The organism is Curtobacterium phoenicis (assembly GCF_047238015.1).
In the GTDB taxonomy this organism is placed as follows: domain Bacteria; phylum Actinomycetota; class Actinomycetes; order Actinomycetales; family Microbacteriaceae; genus Curtobacterium.
Map to the genome: position 1 here is coordinate 2,525,104 of NZ_JBDFLZ010000002.1, position 21,366 is coordinate 2,546,469.

Genomic DNA, 21,366 nt, shown 5'->3' on the forward strand with positions numbered 1-21,366 from the left:
TGGCACTGGACAGGAGTCTCGCCGGATTATTTAACGAGGTGGAAACATCCGTCCTGTATAACCCCACAGACTACTTCTTCTTGGACTTCTTGCCGTCGCCCTTCTTCTTGCCGTCCTTCTTCCCGCCGTCCTTCTTCGCGTGCTTCTTCCCGCCGTCCTTCTTTCCGCCGTCCTTCTTCGCGTGCTTCTTCCCGCCGTCCTTCTTCTTGCCGTCGTTCTTCCCGCCGTCCTTCTTCGCGTGCTTCTTCCCGCCGGACTGCTGCTCGCCGCCCTGCTCCTCGCGGGCCCGCACGTCCGCTGCCGCCGGCTCGTCGTCCACGACCCCGTCGACGGACCGCACGACGACGGCTGCGCCGGTGTCGGCCGCGACGTCGACAGATCGTTCGTCCACGACGGGGGCGAGCGCGTCGTCGACCCGCTCGACGATGAGTTCTGCACCGTCCTCAGCGAGCCGCAGCAGCCCCTGGGCCGCACGCACACGGGTCGTCGTCCGCCGGGCGAGGACGTCGGCCCGCGCTCCTTCGAGCAGTGCGCGGAGTGAGCGCTCCGCGAGGGAACGCCCTCGGGGAGCGGAGCGGTCGAGCCGGTCGAGTTCGCCCGCGACACCGGCCACGTCGTCGGCGACGTGCTCGTGGCGGACCGATTCGATGAGTGCCGCGACCACCGCTGCCGCCCGCTCGACGGCGGCGGAACGCTGGTCGAGGACGACGAGCATCTCGAACACCGACCCGTACGTGACGGTCTCGACGCGGACCGGCTCGGCACCCCGACCACGGAGGACGAGCTTCGCTTCCGGGTCCGGGAGCCACGGGATCAGTGCGGCGACCGTGGCCACGGAGCCGACGATGCGCTCGTACTCCCCCAGGGCCAGACGCTCCTGCTCTCGCAGACGGACTCGGATCGCGATCTCCTGCACCACGGTCGCACCTCTCGTTCCGGGCGCGGGCGTGTCCTCGCGCCGATGGATCCGAGGGTATTCCGGGCACCCGGAAGGACGACCGGTGCTGCCCGGTACGACGAACGCCCCACTCCTGCGGGTGGGGCGTTCGGACGGGACTCCGCGTGACAGTGGCTCGTCGACCGGCGGATGGTGGAGATGGGGGGAATCGAACCCCCGTCCATCGCTGCGATTCGACGTCTTCTACGGGCGTATCCGGATCAGGCGTTCTGCTCGGCCCCGTCCATTGCTACCGGCTTCTTGGACGACGGGCCCAGTCTCAGTGCAAGTCCCGCACGGCCCTGAGGCGCAACCGTGCAGCAAGTCCTCTGGATGACGCCGGGATCAGGTTAGGGGACGGTCACCTGGCCGACGGACTTCATGTGCTGGGCTGCTTACGCAGCGAGAGCGAAGTCAGTGCGCTTGGAATTGGCACTTGTTGTTTTCCACGGATCGTTCACGAGATGACCGTGGGTCCTCGGCCCGCTTCCCGTCGGCACACAGGCAATGTCGAAACCGATCATCCCCGTGCAGGCCGGACGTGCGAGCCACTGTCACGCTGTTGAGTTACCAGTCCGCCGTTCAGGCGGTCCCTCAGTCTAGTCGACCGAGGTGCGTCGCGCTACTCGCCGACGCGGTTCCGGGTGCGCATGGCCCGCTCGGCCTCACGCTTGTCGGTCTTCTCGCGCAGGGCCTGGCGCTTGTCGAACTCGCGCTTGCCCTTCGCGACCGCGATCTCCACCTTGGCCCGGCCGTCGTGGAAGTAGATCTGCAGCGGCACGAGCGTGTAGCCGCCCTGCGCCGTCTTGTGCGAGATCTTCACGATCTGCTGCTTGTGCAGGAGGAGCTTGCGCTTCCGCCGGGGCGAGTGGTTGTTCCACGTGCCCTCGGTGTACTCGGGGATGTGCACGGAGTCGAGCCACGCCTCGCCGCCGTCGATGAACGCGTATCCGTCCACGAGCGATGCCCGACCCTGCCGGAGCGACTTGACCTCGGTGCCGGAGAGCACCAGGCCCGCTTCGTAGGTGTCCTCGATGAGGTAGTCGTGACGGGCGCGACGGTTCGTGGCGACGATCTTCTCACCGCGTTCCTTGGCCATGACGGCTCCTCTCCTGGGCGTGCGCTCCGGACCCGGTGCCCGGCGCAGCCCTACAGACTACTGAACACCGAGCGAGCGGCGCACCTTCCCGGCGCGTCGCTGCAGCTCCTCGGCGTCAGACCTTGAGGTAGCGACGGATCGCGACGAGCGCCGAGAGCCCCGCGAGCAGGACACCGATGACGACCACCGCGGGGACGACGACCGCAGCGTCGCCCATGCCGATGAACGCCGTGCCGGAGAACCGCACCGCCAGGTAGTTCCTGACGAAGAACCAGACCACCGCCGTGATCGCCCCACCGGCGAGGACCGCCCCGATGGCCGCGGCGATCACGCCCTCGAGGACGAACGGCGTCTGGATGAACCGGTTCGAGGCGCCGACCAACCGCATGATGCCGAGCTCACGCCGTCGACTGAAGGCCGAGAGTCGGATCGTGGTGGCGATGAGGAGCACGGCAGCGACGAGCATCAGCGCAGCGATGCCGATCGCCGTGTACGACGAGGCGTTCAGCAGGTTGAAGATCGGCTGCAGGTACCCGCGTTGGTCGACGACGCTCTGGACGCCGGCGACCTTCGACAGGCTCTCCACGAGGACGTCGGACTGCGACGGGTTCTTCAGGTTCACCCAGTACGTCTCGTTGAGGTACTCGGGCTTCACGAACTCGGTCGCGGGCGAATCCTTGAACTGCTGCTTGAACCGGGTGTAGGCGTCCTGCTGGTTCTCGAAGTAGAACTTCTCGATGTAGGGCTTCAGCGTCGACGACTCCAGCTGGGACTCCACCTGCTTGCGCTGGTCGTCGGTGGCCTTCGCACCCGTGCAGTTGCCGGTCGTGTCGGTGTCGGTGCACAGGTAGACGGCGACCTGCGCCCGGTCGTACCAGTACCCCTTCATCTGGTTGATCTGCATCTGGAGCAGGATCGCGGTGCCGACGAAGGTCAGCGAGATGAACGTCACGAGGACGACCGACACGACCATCGACGCGTTGCGCCGTAGGCCCGAGCCGACCTCGGACATGACGAGCCCGAGCCTCATCGGATGATCCCCGGGATGGTCTGGATGCCGGTGGTGTTCGACACGGTGTTGCCTCGCTGGATCGGGACGGCCTGGGTCTGGTAGCCGCCGGACTGCTCGTCGCGGAGGATCGTGCCGTTCGACAGCTCGATCACGCGGCGCTGCATCTGGTTCACGATGCTCGCGTCGTGCGTCGCCATGAGCACGGTCGTGCCGCCCTGGTTGATGCGCTCGAGCAGCGCCATGATGCCCGCGGAGGTGGTCGGGTCCAGGTTGCCGGTGGGCTCGTCGGCGAGCAGGATCGCCGGCTTGTTCACGACGGCGCGGGCGATCGCCACGCGCTGCTGCTCACCACCGGAGAGCTCGTGCGGCATGCGCGTGGCCTTGCCTGCCAGGCCGACGAGCTTGAGCACGTCGGTGACCGCCTCGCTGATGAAGCCCTTGCTCTTCCCGATCACCTGCAGCGAGAACGCGACGTTGTCGAAGACGTTCTTGTTCGGCAGGAGGCGGAAGTCCTGGAACACCACGCCGAGGTTGCGGCGGAAGTACGGGACCTTGCGCGACGACAGGGAGCCGAGGCGCTGCCCGAGGACGTGGATCTGCCCGCGGGAGGGCTTCTCCTCCTTGAGCACGAGTCGCAGGAAGCTGGACTTGCCGGAGCCGGACGCGCCCACGAGGAAGACGAACTCGCCCTTGAGGATCTCGAGGGAGATGTCGTCGAGCGCAGGACTCGGGTTGCCCGAGTACACCTTGGTGACCTGGTCGAATTTGATCATGACCGGTTCAGGGTAGGTCGCCCGGAGCGGAATCGTGTCGAGGCGCGCGGCTCAGGTCCCCGTGGATCCGCACAGCCGACCGCTCGCCCCGCCGCGGGCTCAGTCCTCGTCGGACTGCTTGCGCCAGCGGATGCCCGCGTTGATGAAGCCGTCGAGGTCGCCGTCGAACACGGCGGACGGGTTGTTGACCTCGTGCTCGCTCCGGAGGTCCTTCACCATCTGGTACGGCGCGAGGACGTAGGAGCGGATCTGGTCGCCCCAGCTCGCGGTGATGTTGCCGGCGAGCTCCTTCTTCTTCGCGTTCTCCTCTTCCTTCTTGAGGAGGAGCAGGCGCGACTGCAGGACACGCATGGCGGCGGCGCGGTTCTGGATCTGCGACTTCTCGTTCTGCATGGACACGACGGTGCCGGTCGGCAGGTGGGTGATGCGCACGGCGGAGTCGGTCGTGTTGACGGACTGCCCGCCCGGGCCCGACGAGCGGAACACATCGACCCGGATGTCGTTCTCGGGGATGTCGATGGCCTCGGTCTCGGGCATGAGCGGGATGACCTCGACCGCGGCGAACGAGGTCTGCCGCTTGCCGGCCGCGCCGAACGGCGACATGCGGACGAGTCGGTGGGTGCCGGCCTCGACCGAGAGGGTCCCGAACGCGTACGGCGCGTCCACCTCGAACGTCGCGGACTTGATGCCTGCTTCTTCCGCGTAGGAGGTGTCCATCACGGTCGTCTTGTAGCCGTGCTGCTCGGTGTACCGGAGGTACATGCGCAGGAGCATCTCGGCGAAGTCCGCGGCGTCGACCCCACCCGCGCCGGCACGGATCGTGATGACGGCCGGTCGCTCGTCGTACTCGCCGTCGAGGAGCGTCTGCACCTCGAGGTCGCCCATGGTCTTCTGGATCGCCTTGAGCTCGGCCTCGGCCTCGTCCGCGGAGTCCTGGTCGTCGGCCTCGTTCGCCATCTCGACGAGGACCTCGAGGTCGTCGATCCGCTGCTCGGTGTCGGTGATCTTCCGGAGTTCGGCCTGGCGGTGCGAGAGCGCGCTCGTCACCTGCTGTGCGTGCTCGACGTCGTCCCACAGGTCGGGTGCTCCGGCCTGCTCGCTGAGTTCGGCGATCTCGCGCTGCAGGCGGTCGACGTCGACCACGGAGCGGATGTTGCCGAACGTCTCGCGGAGGGCGGAGAGTTGCTCGGAGAAGTCCAGTTCGACCATGATCGTCGATCCTACCGGCGCTGCCGGGCCGGGAGGCACGACCCACCCCGGCCGGTGAGCAGCAGTGGCCGCGTGGTCGGCTGTGCAGGGACGCCGGATCAGCGCCCGAGCGCCGGCTCGCGCGACGCCATCCCCGCCGCGCCGGCGCGCGCGACCGCGTCCGGCAGCGCCGCCAGGAACGCGTCGACGTCGGCGTCGGTCGAGGTGTGCCCGAGGGTGATGCGCAGCGCGCCACGGGCGTCCTGCTCGTCGAGCCCCATCGCGAGGAGCACGTGCGAGGCCTCCGGCACGCCCGCCTGGCACGCCGACCCGGTCGACACCGCGACCCCGGCCGCGTCGAGCAGGAACAGGAGCGAGTCGCCCTCGCACCCCGGGAACGTGAAGTGCGCGTTCCCCGGCAGCCGGTCGACCGGGTCGCCCATGAGGACCGCGGTCGGCACCGCCGCCCGGACCCCCGCCACGAGACGGTCCCGCAGCGCACGGACGGCGTCGTCACCGGCGGCCGCCACCGCCGCTGCAGCCGTGGCGGCCACCCCGAACGCCGCCGCCGCCGGGGCGTCCTGCGTGCCGCTGCGCACCTGGCGCTGCTGCCCGCCGCCGTGGATGAGCGGCTCGACCGTGGCGCGCCGACCGAGCACGAGCGCTCCGATGCCGACCGGCCCGCCGACCTTGTGCGCCGAGACGCTCAGCGCGTCGAGCCCGGCCTCCCGGAACGACACCGGCACCTGACCGTACGCGGCGACCGCGTCGCTGTGCGACGGGACGCCCGCGGCGTGCGCCGTGTCGACGATCTGCCGCACCGGCTGGATCGTGCCGACCTCGTTGTTGGCCCAGAGGAACGTGACCAGGGCGACGTCGTCGGCGGAGGCGAGCCGTGCCTCCAGGGCGGCCGTGTCGACCCGTCCCTGCGCGTCCAGCGGGACCACGTCGACGACCGCGCCCTCGTGGCGCTCGAGCCACTCCACCGTGTCGACCGTGGCGTGGTGCTCTCCCGCCGGCACGACGATGCGCGGGCGTGGGCGGTCCTGCTGCCGTGCCCAGAACATGCCCTTGACCGCGAGGTTGATGCTCTCGGTCCCGCCGGAGGTGAAGACGACCTCGACCGGGTCCGCGTCGAGCGACCGCGCGACGGCGGCTCGTCCGTCCTCGAGCAGCATCTTCGCCCGCTGCCCGGCGCTGTGGATCGAGGAGGGGTTGCCGACGGTCCGCAGCGCCTCGGTGAAGGCGGCGAGCGCCTCGGGCGTCATCGGCGTCGTCGCGGCGTGGTCCAGGTAGACGCTCACCCTGCTCTCCCATCGACGAAGCGTGCCCCCTGATCGGGCGTTTCCAGGATACCTGTGGGCCCTCGTACCCTTGTCGTCATGCACGAGACCGCGATCGAGGCCATGCCGGGGTTCGTCCTCGGCGACGGCGGCGGCCGCTTCACGGTGCGTTCGGCGTCCGCCACGGAGCTCACCCTCGTCGTCGAGGGGCGCGGGGCGCACCCGCTGACCCGCGACCCGGACGGCGACGGCTGGTCGGTCGAGGTCCAGGGGGTCGTCCCCGGCGACCGGTACCACCTGCTCGCCGACGGCCCCACCGGCCCACGGCACGCGTTCGACCCGGCACTCCCCCTGCTCGACCCTGCAGCGCGCGGCATCGTGTCGATCGACGACGGGTCCGGGCACGGCGCGCGCTGGAGCGCCGAGGTCGTCGACGAGTCCTTCGACTGGGGCGACTCGGTGGCACCGCGCACCCCGCGCGACCGGATGGTCGTGTACGAGGCGAACGTCCGCACCCTCACCGCGGCGAACCCGCACCTGCCCCAGGACCTCCGCGGCACCTACGCCGGGACCGCGCACGAGAGCACGATCGCGCACCTGCACCGCCTCGGGGTCACCACGCTCGAGCTGCTGCCCGTGCACGCCTTCGACACCGAGCGGTGGCTCCGGGACGCCGGGCGCGAGAACGCCTGGGGCTACAACACCCTGGGCTTCCTCGCACCGCACGCCGCGTACGCCTCCCCCGCTGCCCGGGCCGCCGGCGCCTCGGCCGTGCTCCGCGAGTTCAAGGGCATGGTGCGGCTCCTGCACGAAGCCGGCATCCAGGTCGTGCTCGACGTCGTCTACAACCACACCGCGGAAGAGGGGCTCGGCGGGCCGACGTCCTCGCTCCGTGGCCTGGACGGCGCGAACCACTACCGGTGGGCGGCGGACGCCGACGCCTACTACGACACGACCGGGTGCGGGAACACACTCGACACGTCCGTCGCGACGAGCGCCGATTTCGTCGTCGACAGCCTCCGGTACTGGGCGAAGGAGGTGCGGGTCGACGGCTTCCGCTTCGACCTCATGGCCTCGCTCGCCCGTGACGCACGCCACGTCTTCGACCCGGCGCACCCGCTGCTCGAACGGATCCGGGAGCACCCGGACCTGCAGGACGTGCTCGTGGTCGCCGAACCGTGGGACGTCGGCCCGGACGGGTGGCGCACCGGGTCGTTCGGCGGCGCCGGCCCGCGCACGAGCGAGTGGAACGACGGCTTCCGGAACACGGTCCGGCAGTTCTGGCTGACCGACATCGCCGAGGAGCGTCGCAACGGCGCACCCCGCACGGGCATCGGAGCGCTCGCCGGAGCGCTCACCGGCTCACGCCACGTGTTCGGCGCGGACCGCGGACCGCTCGCCGGCGTCAACTTCGTCACCGCACACGACGGCTTCACGCTGCTCGACCTGGTGTCCCACGACCGCAAGCACAACTCCGCGAACGGCGAGGAGAACCGCGACGGCACGGACGACAACCGCTCGTTCAACCACGGCGTCGAGGGCGACACGGCCGACAGGGGCGTCCGAGCGGCTCGTGGTCGGAGCATGCGGAACCTCCTCGGGACGCTCCTGCTCTCCGCCGGCATCCCGATGCTCACGGCCGGCGACGAGCGGAGCCGCACCCAGCACGGCAACAACAACGCCTACGTCGTGTCGGAGGACCTCACCCCGGTCGACTGGTCCGACGACGAGGACGCGGAGTCCACCACGAACACCGTCGCCGAGCTCACCCGGCTCCGTGCGGCCCACCCGGCGCTCCGGCCGACGCGCTTCGGTGTCGAGGGCCAGGAGACCCCAGGGGCCTCGCGGATGACCTGGTACGGCCCCGACGGCGGCCCGATGACCCTCGAGGGCTGGGACCAGCCGATCCACCGGGCGCTGCAGTACTTCGTGGAGTCCACCCCGGAGCACGAGCCGTACGACCGCGTGCTCGTGGTCGTGCACGGGAGCGGCCGGACACGGGACATCACGCTGCCCGTGCGCGAGGACGTGCTCGGCTACCGGTTGGCGTGGTCGAGCGAGAAGCACCGCGACCACGAGCGGCTCCGCCCCGCCGGACAGGTCTTCACCGCGTACGGGCCGGGCATCCACGTGTTCGAGATCGCGTAGCGCGGCGGTTGCGGCGGCGCTGGTCGGCCCGGGCATGGCTGGTGGTTCCGGGCACGGCTGGTCGTTCCGAACGACCAGCCGTGCCCGATCCTGCCTGGTACGTCACCCGTTCTGGGAAGGATCCCGCCGCCCGGTCGCGCCCTGGGCACGTCTCGGACGGGAGGCACGGTGCGGGGCCGCCACGCGCCTCCCGGCCGGCGCGACGCACCGCTCCGGACCGCTCCTCCACAGGCCCCCAGGTCGCGCCCGTCGTCCACACGACACGCCTTCCGGAGAACGCCGCCGCGGCTTCCGGGTAGCGTCGGCTCCGTGGCCACCGCAGACCGACCCCGGCGACCGAAGCCCGGGCGCATCCCCATCACCGAACTCGCACCCGCGACGCCGAACGGTTACCCGAGCAAGGCGTTCGACGGCGAGGTGATCACGTTCGGCGCGACCGTCTTCCGGGAAGGGCACGGCGTCATCGGCGCCGACCTCGTGCTCGAGCGTCCCGACGGTGGCACCAGGACCGTCCCGCTCACCCTCGTCGCACCAGGGACCGACCGGTACGAGGCGACCGTGCAGGTCGACCACGTCGGCGTCTGGTCGTGGCACGTCGAGTCCTACTCCGACGACTGGGCGACCTGGGTGCACGCGGCGCGACTCAAGATCGCGGCCGGCGTCGACACCGAGGCCACGCTCCTGGACGGCGGCGTGCTGCTCGACCGACTCGCGACCGAGACGGACTCCCCCGCTGCCACGCGCGCCGCGGCGCGCATCCGCGACACCTCCCTCGACGCCGCCGAACGCCTCGCCGCGATCGACGACCCCCGCATCACGGGCGAGGTCGAGGAGTCACCGCTCACCTCGCTCCGGACCCACTCGCCGACGCAGCTGCTCGACGTCGAGCGCACCCGCGCGGGCGTGGGCGCCTGGTACGAGTTCTTCCCCCGGAGCGAGGGTGCGAAGAAGAACGCCGACGGCTCCTGGAAGAGCGGCGACTTCCGCACCGCAGCCCGTCGACTGCCGGCGGTCGCCCGGATGGGCTTCGACGTGGTCTACCTGCCGCCGATCCACCCCATCGGCACGACCGCCCGGAAGGGTCCGAACAACACGCTGACCCCCGGCCCGCACGATCCCGGGAGCCCGTGGGCCATCGGGTCGGCCGACGGCGGCCACGACGCGATCCACCCGGACCTCGGCACCGAGGACGACTTCCGCGACTTCGTCGAGACCGCGAAGAACACCGGGATGGAGGTCGCGCTCGACTTCGCGCTCCAGTGCTCCCCCGACCACCCGTGGGTCACCGAGCACCCGGACTGGTTCACGCAGCGGGCGGACGGCTCGATCGCCACGGCCGAGAACCCGCCGAAGCGCTACCAGGACATCTACCCGATCCAGTTCGACGCCGACCCCGAGGGGCTCGTCACCGAGGTCCTGCGGGTCCTGCGGCACTGGATGTCCTTCGGCGTGCGCATCTTCCGCGTCGACAACCCGCACACGAAGCCGCTCTGGTTCTGGGAGCGGGTCATCCGTGAGATCCGCGACGAACACCCGGACACCGTGTTCCTCGCCGAGGCGTTCACCCGCCCGGCGATGATGCGGGCGCTCGCCGAGGTCGGGTTCCAGCAGTCGTACACGTACTTCACCTGGCGGAACACGCGGGAGGAGATCGAGTCCTACTTCGAGGAGCTCAGCCACGAGACGAGTGCGTACCTCCGGCCGAACCTCTTCGTGAACACGCCGGACATCCTCACCGAGTACCTGCAGTTCGGTGGGCGGGCCGGGTACAAGGTGCGCGCCGCCCTCGCGGCGACGGGTGCCCCGACGTGGGGCATGTACTCCGGGTACGAGCTCTTCGAGGACGTCGCCCGACCGGGGTCCGAGGAGAACATCGACAACGAGAAGTACGAGTACAAGCCGCGCGACTTCGCCCTCGCCGAGGCCGAGGGTGCGAGCCTCGCGCCGTACGTGACGATGCTCAACCGCTTCCGTGCCGCGCACCCGGCGCTCCGGCAGCTCCGGAACCTGCACGTGCACCACGCCGAGGACCCGGCGATCGTCGTGTACTCCAAGCACCTGCCGGGGCGGTTCGTCCGGTCCGGCCGCGACGACACCGTGATCGTCGTCGCCAACGTCGACCCCCACTCGGCCCGTGAGACCACGGTGCACCTCGACCTGGGCGCCCTCGGGCTCGCCACAGAGGAGCCGTTCGACGTCCGCGACGTCGTCACCGGGCAGCGCTGGGTGTGGGGCTCGTCGAACTACGTACGCCTGGACGCCTTCCAGGAGCCCGTACACCTGCTCGTCGTGGAGGGACCGCACCGATGACCGACGCCGACAAGACGCCGAAGGACCGCGGGACGGAGGCGCGACCCGCACCGCAGCAGCCCGGTCGTGGTCAGGGGCCGAGCGTGCCCCCCGTGCCGCCCCCGCCGCCGCCCGTGCTCCCACGGCGGATGCCCGAGGACACCCCTCGCCCGATGCACCCGGCGCAGCACGTCGCTGCTCCCGAGACGGACGGCCCGACGGAACCCGCGGCCGCGTCCGCCGCGTCGCGTCCTCCCGAGCCGCGCTACGAGCCCCGGGTCTCCGGACCCGGTGAGGACCTGCCCGGCGCCCCCGCCCCTGCGAAGGAAGCGCCGGACCGCGGTGTCCCGGAGTCGGCAACGCTCGCCGGGCACGCTCCCGACGCGGCACACCCCCGCCACCTGACCACCTCGGTCGACGACGGTGCCGATGCCCCCACCTCCGAGGGCGGCACACCGCTGGCCGACAGCGAGCCGCCCGCCGCCTCGACGGCTGCCCCTGCTCCCACGGTGAGCGGTGCCACCTCGGCGCCCTCCCCCGACGGGCCGCGGCCGGCGCCGGTCGAGGACTGGCTCCGCCAGCAGGTCGCCGAGGCCCGCTGGTCGCAGCCGCACGACGTCCTCGGACCGCACCCCGTCGACGGCGGGACGAGCGTCCGCGTCGTCCGGCACCTCGCGAGCGCGGTCCGGATCGTCCGACCCGACGGTGACGACATCGAACTCACGCACGAGGGCGACGGGCTCTGGGCCGGCGCGACCGAGGGCACCCTCGGTCGCTACCGGGTCGAGGCGGACTACGACCCGGACCCCTCCGGCGACACCGACGACATCACCTGGACGACCGACGACGCCTACCGCTTCGCCCCGACCATCGGCGAGCTCGACCTGCACTTGTTCGGCGAGGGCCGCGACGAGCAGCTCTGGCACCACCTCGGCGCGCACGTGCAGACGGTCGACGGCGTCGACGGGGTCGCCTTCACGGTCTGGGCGCCCCGTGCCACGGCCGTCCGGGTCATCGGCGACTTCGAGGGCTGGGAGGGCCGGACGACCGCGATGCGCCGGCTGAACGACCTCGGGGTCTGGGAGCTCTTCTGGCCCGGCGCCCTCGAGGGCCAGCGGTACAAGTTCCAGATCCTCACCGACTCCGGCTGGGTGGAGCGCGCGGACCCGTTCGCACGGCGCACCGAGGTGCCGCCCGCGACGGCCTCGGTCATCACCGCGTCCTCGTACACGTGGTCCGACGGCGACACCGCGTGGATGGAGCACCGTGCACGGACCACGACGCACGACCGCCCGATGAGCGTCTACGAGGTGCACCTCGGGTCGTGGCGTCCGGGGCTGTCCTACCGCGAGGTCGCGGACCAGCTCATCGGCCACGTGCAGTTCCTCGGGTTCACCCACGTCGAGTTCCTGCCGCTCGCCGAGCACCCCTTCGGCGGGTCGTGGGGCTACCAGGTCACCGGGTACTACGCCCCGACCGCACGGTTCGGCTCCCCCGACGACCTCCGGTACCTCGTCGACCGGCTGCACTCGGCCGGCATCGGCGTGATCATGGACTGGGTACCGGGCCACTTCCCGAAGGACGAGTGGGCCCTCGCGAAGTTCGACGGGCACGCCCTGTTCGAACACCCGGACCCGCGCCGTGGCGAACAGCTCGACTGGGGCACGTACGTGTTCGACTTCGGCCAGCCGCAGGTCCGGAACTTCCTGGTCGCCAACGCGCTGTACTGGCTCGAGGAGTTCCACATCGACGGCCTGCGGGTCGACGCCGTGGCCTCGATGCTGTACCTCGACTACTCCCGCACCGACTGGCTGCCGAACATCCACGGCGGTCGCGAGTACCTCGAGGCGATCTCCTTCCTGCAGGAGACCAACGCCACCGCCTACAAGCGCTACCCCGGCATCGTCATGATCGCCGAGGAGAGCACCTCCTGGCCGGGCGTCACCCAGCCGACGAGCGCCGGGGGCCTCGGGTTCGGGCAGAAGTGGAACATGGGGTGGATGCACGACTCGCTCGAGTACATCGGCCGCGAGCCCGTGCACCGCAGCTACCACCACGACGAGATCACGTTCTCGCTCGTGTACGCGTTCAGCGAGCAGTTCACGCTCCCGATCAGCCATGACGAGGTCGTGCACGGCAAGGGATCGCTCTTCGGGAAGATGCCCGGCGACGAGTGGCAGAAGCTCGCCAACGTGCGGGCGTACCTCGCGTTCATGTGGGCGCACCCGGGCAAGCAGCTGCTGTTCATGGGTCAGGAGTTCGCCCAGGCGCAGGAGTGGTCCGAGGCCCGCGGGCTCGACTGGTGGCACCTGGACGACCCCGGGCACCGGGGCGTGCAGGACCTGGTCGCCGCGCTCAACCGCGTGTACCGCGACACCCCGGCGCTGTGGACCCATGACTCGACCCCGGAGGGCTTCGAGTGGATCGAGGGCGGCGACGCTCCGCACTCGACGCTCGGGTTCCTCCGGAAGGACGGTGACGACCGCCTCGCGGTGTTCGTCAACTTCTCCGGGGTCCCGGTCGAGCGACGCTTCGGCCTCCCCGCCGCCGGGCAGTGGGACGAGGTGCTGAACACCGACGCGGCCGAGTACGGCGGGTCGGGCGTGGGCAACCTCGGCTCCGTCACCGCCGAGGAGACCCCGTGGGCGGGCCGTCCGGCGTCCGCGCATCTCGTGGTCCCGCCCCTCGGCGCGGTCTGGCTGAAACTGGCCCACTAGCGCGGACGGCGGACGGGAGGCGCGGTGCCGGCTGGCACCGCGCCTCCCGTCCGCCACGTCGCCACGTGGCGCATGGCCGCGTCGGCCGTCGGCCTCGAACCACGAGGACGACGTCGAACCGGCGTCTGCGCCTGGTTCGACGTCGCCCTCGTGGTGTGACGAACCGCCCAGGCGCCACCGCGCACGATGGAACGCCCCCCGCGGCCGCGTACGGCCGGACGCCGCCCGTGACCGCGCACGGCCGAACGCCGCCCGCGACCGCGCACGGCCGGACGGCGCCCGCGGCCGCGCGCGTCAGTAGAGCGCGTTGGCGAGCCGACGCCGGGCGGCGACGACCCGCGGGTCGTCGGTCCCGATGAGCTCGAAGTACTCCACGAGCCGGACGCGCACAGCCTCGCGGTCGGCACCGAACACGGTCGGCACGAGGTCGAGCAGCCGCCCGAACGCGTCGTCGACGTGTCCGCCGCTGATGTCGAGGTCCGCGACGGCGAGCTGCGCCTCGGGGTCCGTCGGGGCAGCGGCGGCGGCACTCCGGATCTCGTCGGCGGTGCGGCCGCTCAACCGGTCGAGGAGCGACACCTGCGCGAGGCCGGCGACGGCCATCTGGTCGTGCGGGTCCTGTGCGATCGCCGTCTTGTACTCCTGGATCGCCGTGGCGTAGTCGCCCTGCTCGATCGCGTCGTACGCGGCCTGGTGGTGCGGCGGCAGCGGCTCCGGCTCGGGTTGACCCTGCTCGGCGACGTCGGCCGGCACGCTGCCGTCGACGGTGACGCGACCGGAGACGCCGTTCTGCTCGGCGGCGGCCAGGACCTGCTCGTAGACGTCGCGCACCTGGGCCTCCGGGAGCGCGCCGACGAAGAGCCCGAGCGGGCGACCGCCGATGAGCGCCGCGACGGTCGGGATCGACTGCGCCTGGAACGCCTGCACCAACTGCGGGTTCGTGTCCGCGTCCACCTTTGCGAGCAGCACCCGGCCGTCGTACTCGGTGGTGAGCTGCTCGAGGATCGGCGAGAGCTGCTTGCACGGCCCGCACCACTCGGCCCAGATGTCCACGATCACCGGAACGATCGTCGAGAGCTGCAGGACGTCCTGGAAGGTCTGGTCGGTGACGTCGAGGACGAGGGACGGGACGGTCAGGTCCGCACCGCCGGTCGCACCGCCTGCGGCGGGACCGGAGCCGGTCGCGGCGGGCCCACCCGGGGCCGTCGGCGTACCGGAACCCGGCGCCGGGCGCTGCGCCCGGTCGACGAGGGACGACAGGTCGACCGCGCCGCGGAGTCCGGACGGGGTCGGGGGGACGTTGCTCATTGCACCTCACTCGCGGCGGTCAGACCCTGCGTGAAGCCGAGCAGGACCGCCTTCTCATCGGAGCCGACGGGCGGCACGTAGAACAGGACCTGGACGCCGTAGGTGGCGCTGATGCCCTTCTTGCTGGAGTCGACACCCGAGAGCGCCTTCACGGCTCCCTCGGTGTTCACCTCGGCGCCGGACGCCGTCGGCGTGACCTTCTCGACCTCGTCGAGGTCGGCGGAGACCAACGCGCCGGCCTTGTCGGTGGCGAACGCGACCGCGCTGTCGTCGGGGATCTCCGACGAGTACTCGATCTTCGCGGTGTCCGGCAGCGCCTTGGCCTTCTTGTCCTTGTACGCCTTGCCGATCGTGGACCGGAGGGCGTCGCCGTCGACCTGGAACAGGTCGGCGTACTCGCTCTTCGTGTCCTTCGCGAGGATGTCGGCGTACGCGGACGCGACCTGGTCGGGCTCGATCGTCAGGAGCTTCGTGTTCGGTGCGAGCAGCGCGGCTCCCACCGAGGTCGGCGCGAGCGTGGGGATCTGCGCGTCGGCCTCGAGCGAGACGTCGTACGCGACCTTGTAGGGGTCTCGGGCGGTCTCCTGGGTCAGCGTGAGCGCCTGGGGCGCAGCGGTCTTGGCCGAGCAGTCGGCCGCTGTGATCACGAAGACCGTCCGGGGCCAGGTGTCGGTCTGCTGCGGGAGGGCGACGCAGACCTCGTCGGCGGAGATCTTCGGCGGAGCGTCGACGTCGGAGTCCTTCGCGCGGATCGTGTAGTTGGCCTTGCGGAGTTCCAGTGCGGCGCCGGTGAACCGTTCGGCCGCGAGCGTCGCGTCGCGGGCGGTGTCGGCCTTCCGCGCGGTCGTCGCCACACGCTCGACGATGCGCTTGATCTGCTGCTTCGTCGCGGCGACCGGCTCGCTTTGGTCGGCCGTCCCGCTGGCGGTGGGCGTCGGGGTGGGGGTCGCGCCGCCGCCCTGGGGCCAGTACTCGGCGGAGCACCCGGCGAGGGTCAGGGCGCCGACGAGCACTACCGGTACCGCGACGAACGCACGCCGACCGCGACGACCACGGCTCGGCACCTGCGCCCCCGCTGCGGCGGCACGGCGGGAGGCACGCACGCGCGGCGGACGCGTCCCGCCGCTGCGCCGACGTGGCCCACGGCCGCGACGCTGGTGCACGATCGCCCAGACCAGGAGCGCGATCCCGCCGAGCAGGAAGACGCCGCCGGCCACGAGCAGCGGCCCGACCGACGGTGTCGCGGTGTCCCGCGGCCAGGTGACGGAGACGTCGCTCGGAGCGGCGTCCTTCCCGTTCCCGACGATGACGACGGAGACGTCCTCCGGCAGCCGGACCGTGAACTGGCCCGCGCCGTCGTACTCCTGGTACCAGAGGTCGCTGCCTGCCGGGTCGGGCACGCTCGTCCCGGAACCGGTCGTCCGGCCCGTCAGGGTGCCGTTCTCGGCGTCGAAGCGCAGCGTCGTGTGCGCGGCGTCTCCGACCCAGGCGAGCACGTCGGACGTCTTGCCGTAGGCGGCGAACACGTCACCGGAGCCCTTGACGTTGACCTCCTGGTAGCCGGGGTTCGCGTTGAGCGTCGTCCCCGGGATGACGGTCACCGGCGCGGACGACTTCGCCGTGGATTCCGCGACGAGCGAGGACGGGGGCGCGAAGACGGTGCGCTGACCGACCGCGAGGCCGACCAGCAGCAGGCCGACCACGAAACTGACGATCGCCAGGACGAACCGCACGGAACTCTCTCCCTACCGCGCCGGGGTGGGGAATCGGCGCCGGATCAGCGGTCCACGATACCGAGCATCCCTGTGGAGTGCATCCCGCAGGCTCCTCCCCGCCTCAGACTCCCAGGTCACGGCCACGCTACGATCGACGCGCGGGCCGCACGGGTCCGCCGGCGAGCACCAGGAGCGACACGTGGCGAACGACGAGGCAGAGTTCGGTTCGGAACTGCGGGGGTACCGCCGCGACGAGGTGGACCGTGCGCTCGGCGACCTCCGGCGCGAGCTCATCAAGTCGAACAAGGACCGCGCGGACGCCGCCAAGGAGATCCGCCTCCTGCAGTCCCGCGTCTCGGAGCTCCAGGGCGAACTCGACGAGGCGGGCACGCCCACGTACAGCGGGCTCGGTACGCGGCTCGAGTCGACCCTCCGCGTCGCCGAGGAGCAGTCGACGCGCCTCATCAGCCAGGCCGACATCGACGCCCAGCGACTGCGCGCATCGAGCCGTGCCGAGGCCGACCGGCTGCTGCGGGAAGCCCGGGAAGAAGCCCGCGAGACCCTCGAGGACGCCCGCACGCGCGCCACCGACGAGCTCGCCCGCGCCCGGGCCGAGGCCGCCGACACCGTCGAGCGCGCCCGTGCCGAGGCCGGTCTGCTCCTGCAGGACGCGAGGAACGAGGGCGCCGCGGTCCGTGGGGCCGCGGTCACCGAAGCCGCCGAGGTCCGCTCCGTCGCCATCCGCGAGACGAACGCCCTGCGGGCCCGGGTCGAACACGAGGTCGCCGAGCTCCGCGAGACCGCGCACCGCGAGTCCGCCGACGCCCGCGCCGCGGCCGCCGACCTCGAGCGCGAGACGGCGCACCGCCGTGCCGAGTTCGAGGCGGACCACGCCCGCCGCACGGAGGACCTCGACCGGACCGAGACCGAGCGACGTGCCGCACTCGAACGCGAGGTCACCGAGGGCCGGGTCGCCTGGCACCACGAGCGGGACGAGCAGCAGCGGGCGCACGCGCTCGAACTCGAGACCGGCCGCGCCGACCTCGCCGCCGAGGTCGACCGCCGCCGCGCCGAACTGGACACCGAGCTCGCCGACCGCCGTCGCGAGACCGCCGAGGAACTCGCCGCCGCCCGCGCCGAGTGGGACCGCGAACTGGCCTCCGCACGCACCGCCCTCGCCCAGGAGGTCGAAGCGGCCCGCGCGCAGCTCCGGGTGGACGAGGAGCAGACGCGCGCCGAGAACGACCGCATCGCGCAGGAGACCGCGGACCGCATCGCCCGAGAACTCGAGGAGCACCGGGCCCGCATCGACCGCGAACGCACCGAGGCGGACGCCGCCCACGAGCGGGCGGTCCGGGACCACGAGGCCGAGCTCGCCGCCCGTCGCGACCGCGAGCACGGCGAACTCGACACCGAGATCGCCGACCGCCGCGCCGCCGACATCGGGGCCCTGGAGGCCGAGCGCACCGCGCTCCGCCAGGAGATCGACACCGCTCGCGCCGCGCTGGCGCGTGAGCGGGACGAGGCCGCGGCGGAGATCGCCCGGATGCGTGACGACGCCCGGACCGCGCTCGAGTCCGAGCTCGCGGCTCGCCGGGATGACGCCGAGCAGGAGTACCTGCAGAAGCACCACGAGACCGTCACCGAGACGCAGAAGTACCTCGACGAGGCGAACCTGCAGCTCGCCGAGGCGACGCGCCGTGCGAGCGAGGCCCGGGAGCGTGCCGAGCGACTCCAGCAGGAGGCCGACGAGCTCGAGCGGACGAGCACTGCCGAGGCGCAGGAGCACGCACGCACCATCATCGCGGACGCGCAGGAGCGGGTCCACCGCATGGTCGAGGACGCCGAGAGCCGCTCCGCCGCCATCGTGGCGGACGCGGAGGACCGGCTCGCCGCGATCCGCACCGAGCGGGACGCCGTCGCTGGCTACCTGGAGAACCTGCGGGGTGTGTTGACGCACGCGACGGGCCTCCTCGGCGAGGACGGCGTGAGCCGCGCCGCGTCGGACCTCGGGCCCGACGACGACGCCGTCGCGGACGCTGACGCTCCCGAGGACGCGACCGCGCGCTGACGGTCGTCACCCGACGACGGACGGGAGGCCCGTGGCTGCGTCGCCACGGGCCTCCCGTCCGTTCCGGCCCGCGCATGCGCGCGGCGCGACGTGCGGACGGTTCCGGTCAGGCGGGCCAGTGCGTCGGCAGCGGTGCACTCCCCGGCACGACGAGGTCGGCGATCCGGTCGAGGACGATCCGCACGTACCGCTCCCCGACCCAGAGGTGCTTCGCGCCCTCGACGGGCTCGACCCGGATGCCCGGCGCGATGGCGAACCGTGCGCGGGCGGCGTCGGGGCGGAGGAAGTCGTCGTGCTCGGGGACGAGGGCGACGACCGGGACGTCGACGTCGGCCCAGGCGGCGAGTTCCTCGTCGGTGGTGCGGTGCAGCGGCGGAGACAGGAGCACCACGCCCGCGACCCGGCCCGCGCGCACGTGCTCGAGGGCGTGCTTGAGGATCACCTCGGTGCCGAACGACCACCCGACGAGCCAGGGTGTCGGCAGACCGCGCTCCACGACGTCGGTGACTGCGGCACGGAGGTCGAAGCCCTCGGAGACACCGTCGCCGAAGACGCCCTCGGAGGTGCCGCGCGGTGAGGTGACCGAGCGGAAGTTGAAGCGCTGCACCGCGATGTCGGCGAGGGCGGGCAACCGGGCGGCGGCCTTCTTCAGGACGTGCGAGTCCATGAACCCCTGCGCCGTCGGCAGCGGGTGCAGCGTCACGATCGTGCCACCGGCGGGCCGTTCCAGGGGTTCGGCGAGTTCACCGACGAGGGTCAGGTGGTCGTCCGTCACGAGCTCGATGTCGGTCCGACGGGCGGGGAGCTCGGTGCCCGAACGGATCTCGACGGGCTGGGTCTGCTCGGGCTGGGTCTGCTCGGGCTGGGTCTGTTCGGTCATGCGATGCTCCAGCAGTGGTTGTGCCAGTGTCGGCGGGACGCCAGGTCGGCCTCGTCCCCGAGGACGCCGTCAGCGCGCCAGACGACGACGTGTGCCGTGCCGGGCAGGACCGTTCCGCCACAGCCGGGGCAGACGTACTCCTTCTGCGCCGATGCTGCCGACACGGGCTGGACCGTGTACTCACGGCCTCGACGGACCTCGGTCCGCTTCCAGCCGCTCATGAGGCGGTCGAGGCCGACCTCGTCCTCGGATTCGGGCCCGCGACCCCGGGGTCGCCGCGGCCGGTTGCTCCGCGGCACCCCGGCTGCCGATCAGTACCAGTGCGGGTAGCGCGCGTTCCACGTTCCCCAAGCGCCGCAGGGGGTCCCGTAGATGCCGGCGATGTAGTTCAGGCCCCACGTGATCTGGGTCGCCGGGTTGGTCTGCCAGTCAGCACCCGCACTGGACATCTTGCTGCCGGGGAGCGCCTGCGGAATGCCGTATGCCCCACTCGGGTTGGCCGCGTCGACTCGCCAACCAGACTCGCCGTTCCAGAGCTGGACAAGGCAGTTGTACTGATCCGTGCCCCAACCACGAGCGGTGACCTGGCGAAGTGCTTCAGCCTGGGCGCTGCCTGGGTCCGGAGCGACAGCAGCTGGAGCGAGCGTGTTCGTGGCGGAGACCTGCGTCGTCGAGCTGTCGTCCGTGCTGTCCGCGTCGGCGGTGGCGTCGTCCGTGGGCGCCTTGGTGACCTTGGGCTTCGGCACGCTGACGTCGTAGCCGTCGCGGCCGGCGTCGAACGCAGCGTACGTGCCGTGCGGCGAGTACTGCTGCGGAGCCGCGGCGGGGGCCTTCGCGAGGACCGCGGTCTGCACCGCTGCCTGTGCGACGTCGGGCTGCATCGGGTTGAAGAGCGACCCGCCCACGAACCCGAAGACGGCGAAGAAGGAGAGCGCGGGGATGGTCGCACGCTTGCGCATGAACGAGTTGACACCACGGATGGGCTGCTCGTGTGCCGGCTTCGACCGGAGCGACGCGGACGTCACACGCGCGCGACGCTGCTTGACGATGCGCGGGTCGGCCGGGGTGCTGGGCACCGCGTGCGCGACCGTCGCGTCGGAGACCCGGTTGGCCGCGACCGACTTCGGTGCGACGAGCACCGGCCCGGTCACCTCGGGCACCGTCTGGGGCGCGGTCGCCCGGGTGGACGGGTCACCCGTGAGGACCGCGGTGCCCCCGGTGCGGGTTCGGTTCAGTGCCGCGCGGCGCTCACCCGAGACCGTGCGGTCGAGGTGCTCGCGAGGATCGCGGTCGGAGCTGGAGTCTGCCGTGTGCCTGCCCATGAGTCCGACCAGGATAACGGAAGCATCACGGAAAGCGAAGCACTCCCCGCCCGCGCGTCGTCAGCGGACGGCGAGCATGACCTCGACGACGGCGTCGAGGACCGCGTCGACCTGGGCTTCGCGGTAGCCGCCGTGCTTCGGACGGAACACGACCGACCGGACCTCGGTGAGGCTGAGGGGCTTGCCGTCGCGGAAGTACCCGCCGAGCCGCGCGGCGAAGGCGTCGACGTCCTTCGGGTGGTACCCGGTGCCGAGGAAGCTGACGCGCGAGAACCGCTGCCCGTCCGGTCGTTCGAGTCGGGCCACGACGTCGGAGGCCTTCGCGCGCGCCTCGGCGTACCATGCCTTCTTGCCGCCCTCGGCGATCTCGCGCTCCCGCTCCCGTGCGGCGAACGCGTCCTCGAGTCGTTCCAGCGCGGCGTCGACGTGTGCGGTCGAGTACCCGCCCTTCCGCATCGAGAAGGCCGTCGCGCGGATCTTCGCCGCCTCGAGCCCGGGCTCGGTGTCGTTCGCCGTGTAGGCGCGACGCGCGTCCTCGAGGAAGCGCTCGACCTCGTCGACGTCGTACCCGAGGGTCTTGCGTGCTGCGTTCGGGAAGGTGGTGGCCACGGCGACATTCTGCCA

16 protein-coding genes and 1 other RNA gene are annotated in these 21,366 nt (G+C 71.5%); 4 read left to right on the forward strand and 13 right to left on the reverse strand.

Features of this window, described 5'->3' with window-relative positions:
- Nucleotides 1-70: 70 nt before the first annotated feature.
- The 7 genes from ABC270_RS12080 to ABC270_RS12110 form a co-directional block, all read right to left on the reverse strand.
- Complete coding sequence (locus tag ABC270_RS12080) at nt 71-919, reverse strand: hypothetical protein (protein WP_412881017.1); 849 nt, start codon at nt 917-919, stop codon at nt 71-73.
- A gap of 169 nt (nt 920-1,088) precedes the next feature.
- Nucleotides 1,089-1,465: a transfer-messenger RNA gene (gene ssrA, locus ABC270_RS12085) on the reverse strand.
- A gap of 94 nt (nt 1,466-1,559) precedes the next feature.
- Nucleotides 1,560-2,036 carry an SsrA-binding protein SmpB gene (gene smpB, locus ABC270_RS12090; protein WP_058726344.1) on the reverse strand — a complete coding sequence of 159 codons (477 nt, stop codon included), beginning with the start codon at nt 2,034-2,036 and terminating at the stop codon, nt 1,560-1,562.
- 115 nt (nt 2,037-2,151) lie between these two features.
- Entirely contained in the window at nt 2,152-3,066 is a 915-nt protein-coding gene (ftsX, locus tag ABC270_RS12095; protein ID WP_412881018.1) for a permease-like cell division protein FtsX, read from the reverse strand.
- Nucleotides 3,063-3,821, reverse strand: coding sequence for a cell division ATP-binding protein FtsE (gene ftsE, locus ABC270_RS12100; RefSeq protein ID WP_058726342.1), 759 nt, complete (start codon nt 3,819-3,821; stop codon nt 3,063-3,065). The genes ftsX and ftsE overlap by 4 nt, the downstream gene beginning before the upstream one ends.
- 99 nt (nt 3,822-3,920) lie before the next feature.
- On the reverse strand, nt 3,921-5,030 hold the full coding sequence (gene prfB, locus ABC270_RS12105; RefSeq protein WP_412881019.1) for a peptide chain release factor 2: 1,110 nt from the start codon (nt 5,028-5,030) through the stop codon (nt 3,921-3,923).
- A gap of 98 nt (nt 5,031-5,128) precedes the next feature.
- The gene (locus ABC270_RS12110) at nt 5,129-6,313 is read right to left on the reverse strand and encodes a cysteine desulfurase family protein (protein ID WP_412881020.1); all 1,185 of its coding nucleotides are present in this window, start codon (nt 6,311-6,313) and stop codon (nt 5,129-5,131) included.
- A gap of 78 nt (nt 6,314-6,391) precedes the next feature.
- On the opposite strand from ABC270_RS12110, the gene ABC270_RS12115 reads away from it, so the two are divergent.
- From ABC270_RS12115 to glgB, 3 genes are all read left to right on the forward strand, one after another.
- On the forward strand, nt 6,392-8,440 hold the full coding sequence (locus tag ABC270_RS12115) for a glycogen debranching protein (RefSeq protein ID WP_412881021.1): 2,049 nt from the start codon (nt 6,392-6,394) through the stop codon (nt 8,438-8,440).
- A 309-nt stretch (nt 8,441-8,749) separates the two neighbouring features.
- On the forward strand, nt 8,750-10,750 hold the full coding sequence (locus tag ABC270_RS12120) for an alpha-1,4-glucan--maltose-1-phosphate maltosyltransferase (protein WP_412881022.1): 2,001 nt from the start codon (nt 8,750-8,752) through the stop codon (nt 10,748-10,750).
- Nucleotides 10,747-13,446, forward strand: coding sequence for a 1,4-alpha-glucan branching protein GlgB (gene glgB / locus ABC270_RS12125; protein ID WP_412881023.1), 2,700 nt, complete (start codon nt 10,747-10,749; stop codon nt 13,444-13,446). The genes ABC270_RS12120 and glgB overlap by 4 nt, the downstream gene beginning before the upstream one ends.
- Before the next feature lie 294 nt (nt 13,447-13,740).
- Here glgB and ABC270_RS12130 read toward each other — a convergent pair whose 3' ends face one another.
- Both ABC270_RS12130 and ABC270_RS12135 read right to left on the reverse strand, forming a co-directional pair.
- Entirely contained in the window at nt 13,741-14,754 is a 1,014-nt protein-coding gene (locus ABC270_RS12130; protein WP_412881024.1) for a tetratricopeptide repeat protein, read from the reverse strand.
- The gene (locus ABC270_RS12135) at nt 14,751-16,487 is read right to left on the reverse strand and encodes a DUF8094 domain-containing protein (RefSeq protein ID WP_412881025.1); all 1,737 of its coding nucleotides are present in this window, start codon (nt 16,485-16,487) and stop codon (nt 14,751-14,753) included. Before ABC270_RS12135 ends, ABC270_RS12130 begins: the two co-directional genes overlap by 4 nt.
- A 181-nt stretch (nt 16,488-16,668) precedes the next feature.
- Here ABC270_RS12135 and ABC270_RS12140 point away from each other — a divergent pair, with 181 nt between their 5' ends.
- On the forward strand, nt 16,669-18,540 hold the full coding sequence (locus tag ABC270_RS12140) for a coiled-coil domain-containing protein (protein WP_412881026.1): 1,872 nt from the start codon (nt 16,669-16,671) through the stop codon (nt 18,538-18,540).
- 106 nt (nt 18,541-18,646) lie between these two features.
- On the opposite strand, the gene ABC270_RS12145 is transcribed toward ABC270_RS12140, so the two are convergent.
- From ABC270_RS12145 to ABC270_RS12160, 4 genes are read right to left on the reverse strand one after another with little or no spacing between them, the layout of a single operon-like run.
- Entirely contained in the window at nt 18,647-19,420 is a 774-nt protein-coding gene (locus tag ABC270_RS12145) for an alpha/beta hydrolase (RefSeq protein ID WP_412881027.1), read from the reverse strand.
- Nucleotides 19,417-19,719, reverse strand: coding sequence for a hypothetical protein (locus tag ABC270_RS12150; protein ID WP_412881028.1), 303 nt, complete (start codon nt 19,717-19,719; stop codon nt 19,417-19,419). The genes ABC270_RS12145 and ABC270_RS12150 overlap by 4 nt, the downstream gene beginning before the upstream one ends.
- A gap of 12 nt (nt 19,720-19,731) precedes the next feature.
- Nucleotides 19,732-20,742 (reverse strand): aggregation-promoting factor C-terminal-like domain-containing protein, encoded by a 1,011-nt coding sequence (locus tag ABC270_RS12155; RefSeq protein ID WP_412881029.1) that lies wholly within the window; start codon nt 20,740-20,742, stop codon nt 19,732-19,734.
- A gap of 60 nt (nt 20,743-20,802) precedes the next feature.
- Entirely contained in the window at nt 20,803-21,351 is a 549-nt protein-coding gene (locus tag ABC270_RS12160; RefSeq protein WP_412881030.1) for a DivIVA domain-containing protein, read from the reverse strand.
- Nucleotides 21,352-21,366 lie beyond the last annotated feature (15 nt).

What these genes read in the sequence shown, in the direction of transcription:
- smpB (WP_058726344.1), bottom strand. Translation starts at nt 2,036, where the DNA reads ATGGCCAAGGAACGCGGTGAGAAGATCGTCGCCACGAACCGTCGCGCC.
- ftsX (WP_412881018.1), bottom strand. Translation starts at nt 3,066, where the DNA reads ATGAGGCTCGGGCTCGTCATGTCCGAGGTCGGCTCGGGCCTACGGCGC.
- ftsE (WP_058726342.1), bottom strand. Translation starts at nt 3,821, where the DNA reads ATGATCAAATTCGACCAGGTCACCAAGGTGTACTCGGGCAACCCGAGT.
- prfB (WP_412881019.1), bottom strand. Translation starts at nt 5,030, where the DNA reads ATGGTCGAACTGGACTTCTCCGAGCAACTCTCCGCCCTCCGCGAGACG.
- ABC270_RS12115 (WP_412881021.1), top strand. Translation starts at nt 6,392, where the DNA reads ATGCACGAGACCGCGATCGAGGCCATGCCGGGGTTCGTCCTCGGCGAC.
- glgB (WP_412881023.1), top strand. Translation starts at nt 10,747, where the DNA reads ATGACCGACGCCGACAAGACGCCGAAGGACCGCGGGACGGAGGCGCGA.
- ABC270_RS12130 (WP_412881024.1), bottom strand. Translation starts at nt 14,754, where the DNA reads ATGAGCAACGTCCCCCCGACCCCGTCCGGACTCCGCGGCGCGGTCGAC.
- ABC270_RS12145 (WP_412881027.1), bottom strand. Translation starts at nt 19,420, where the DNA reads ATGACCGAACAGACCCAGCCCGAGCAGACCCAGCCCGAGCAGACCCAG.
- ABC270_RS12155 (WP_412881029.1), bottom strand. Translation starts at nt 20,742, where the DNA reads ATGGGCAGGCACACGGCAGACTCCAGCTCCGACCGCGATCCTCGCGAG.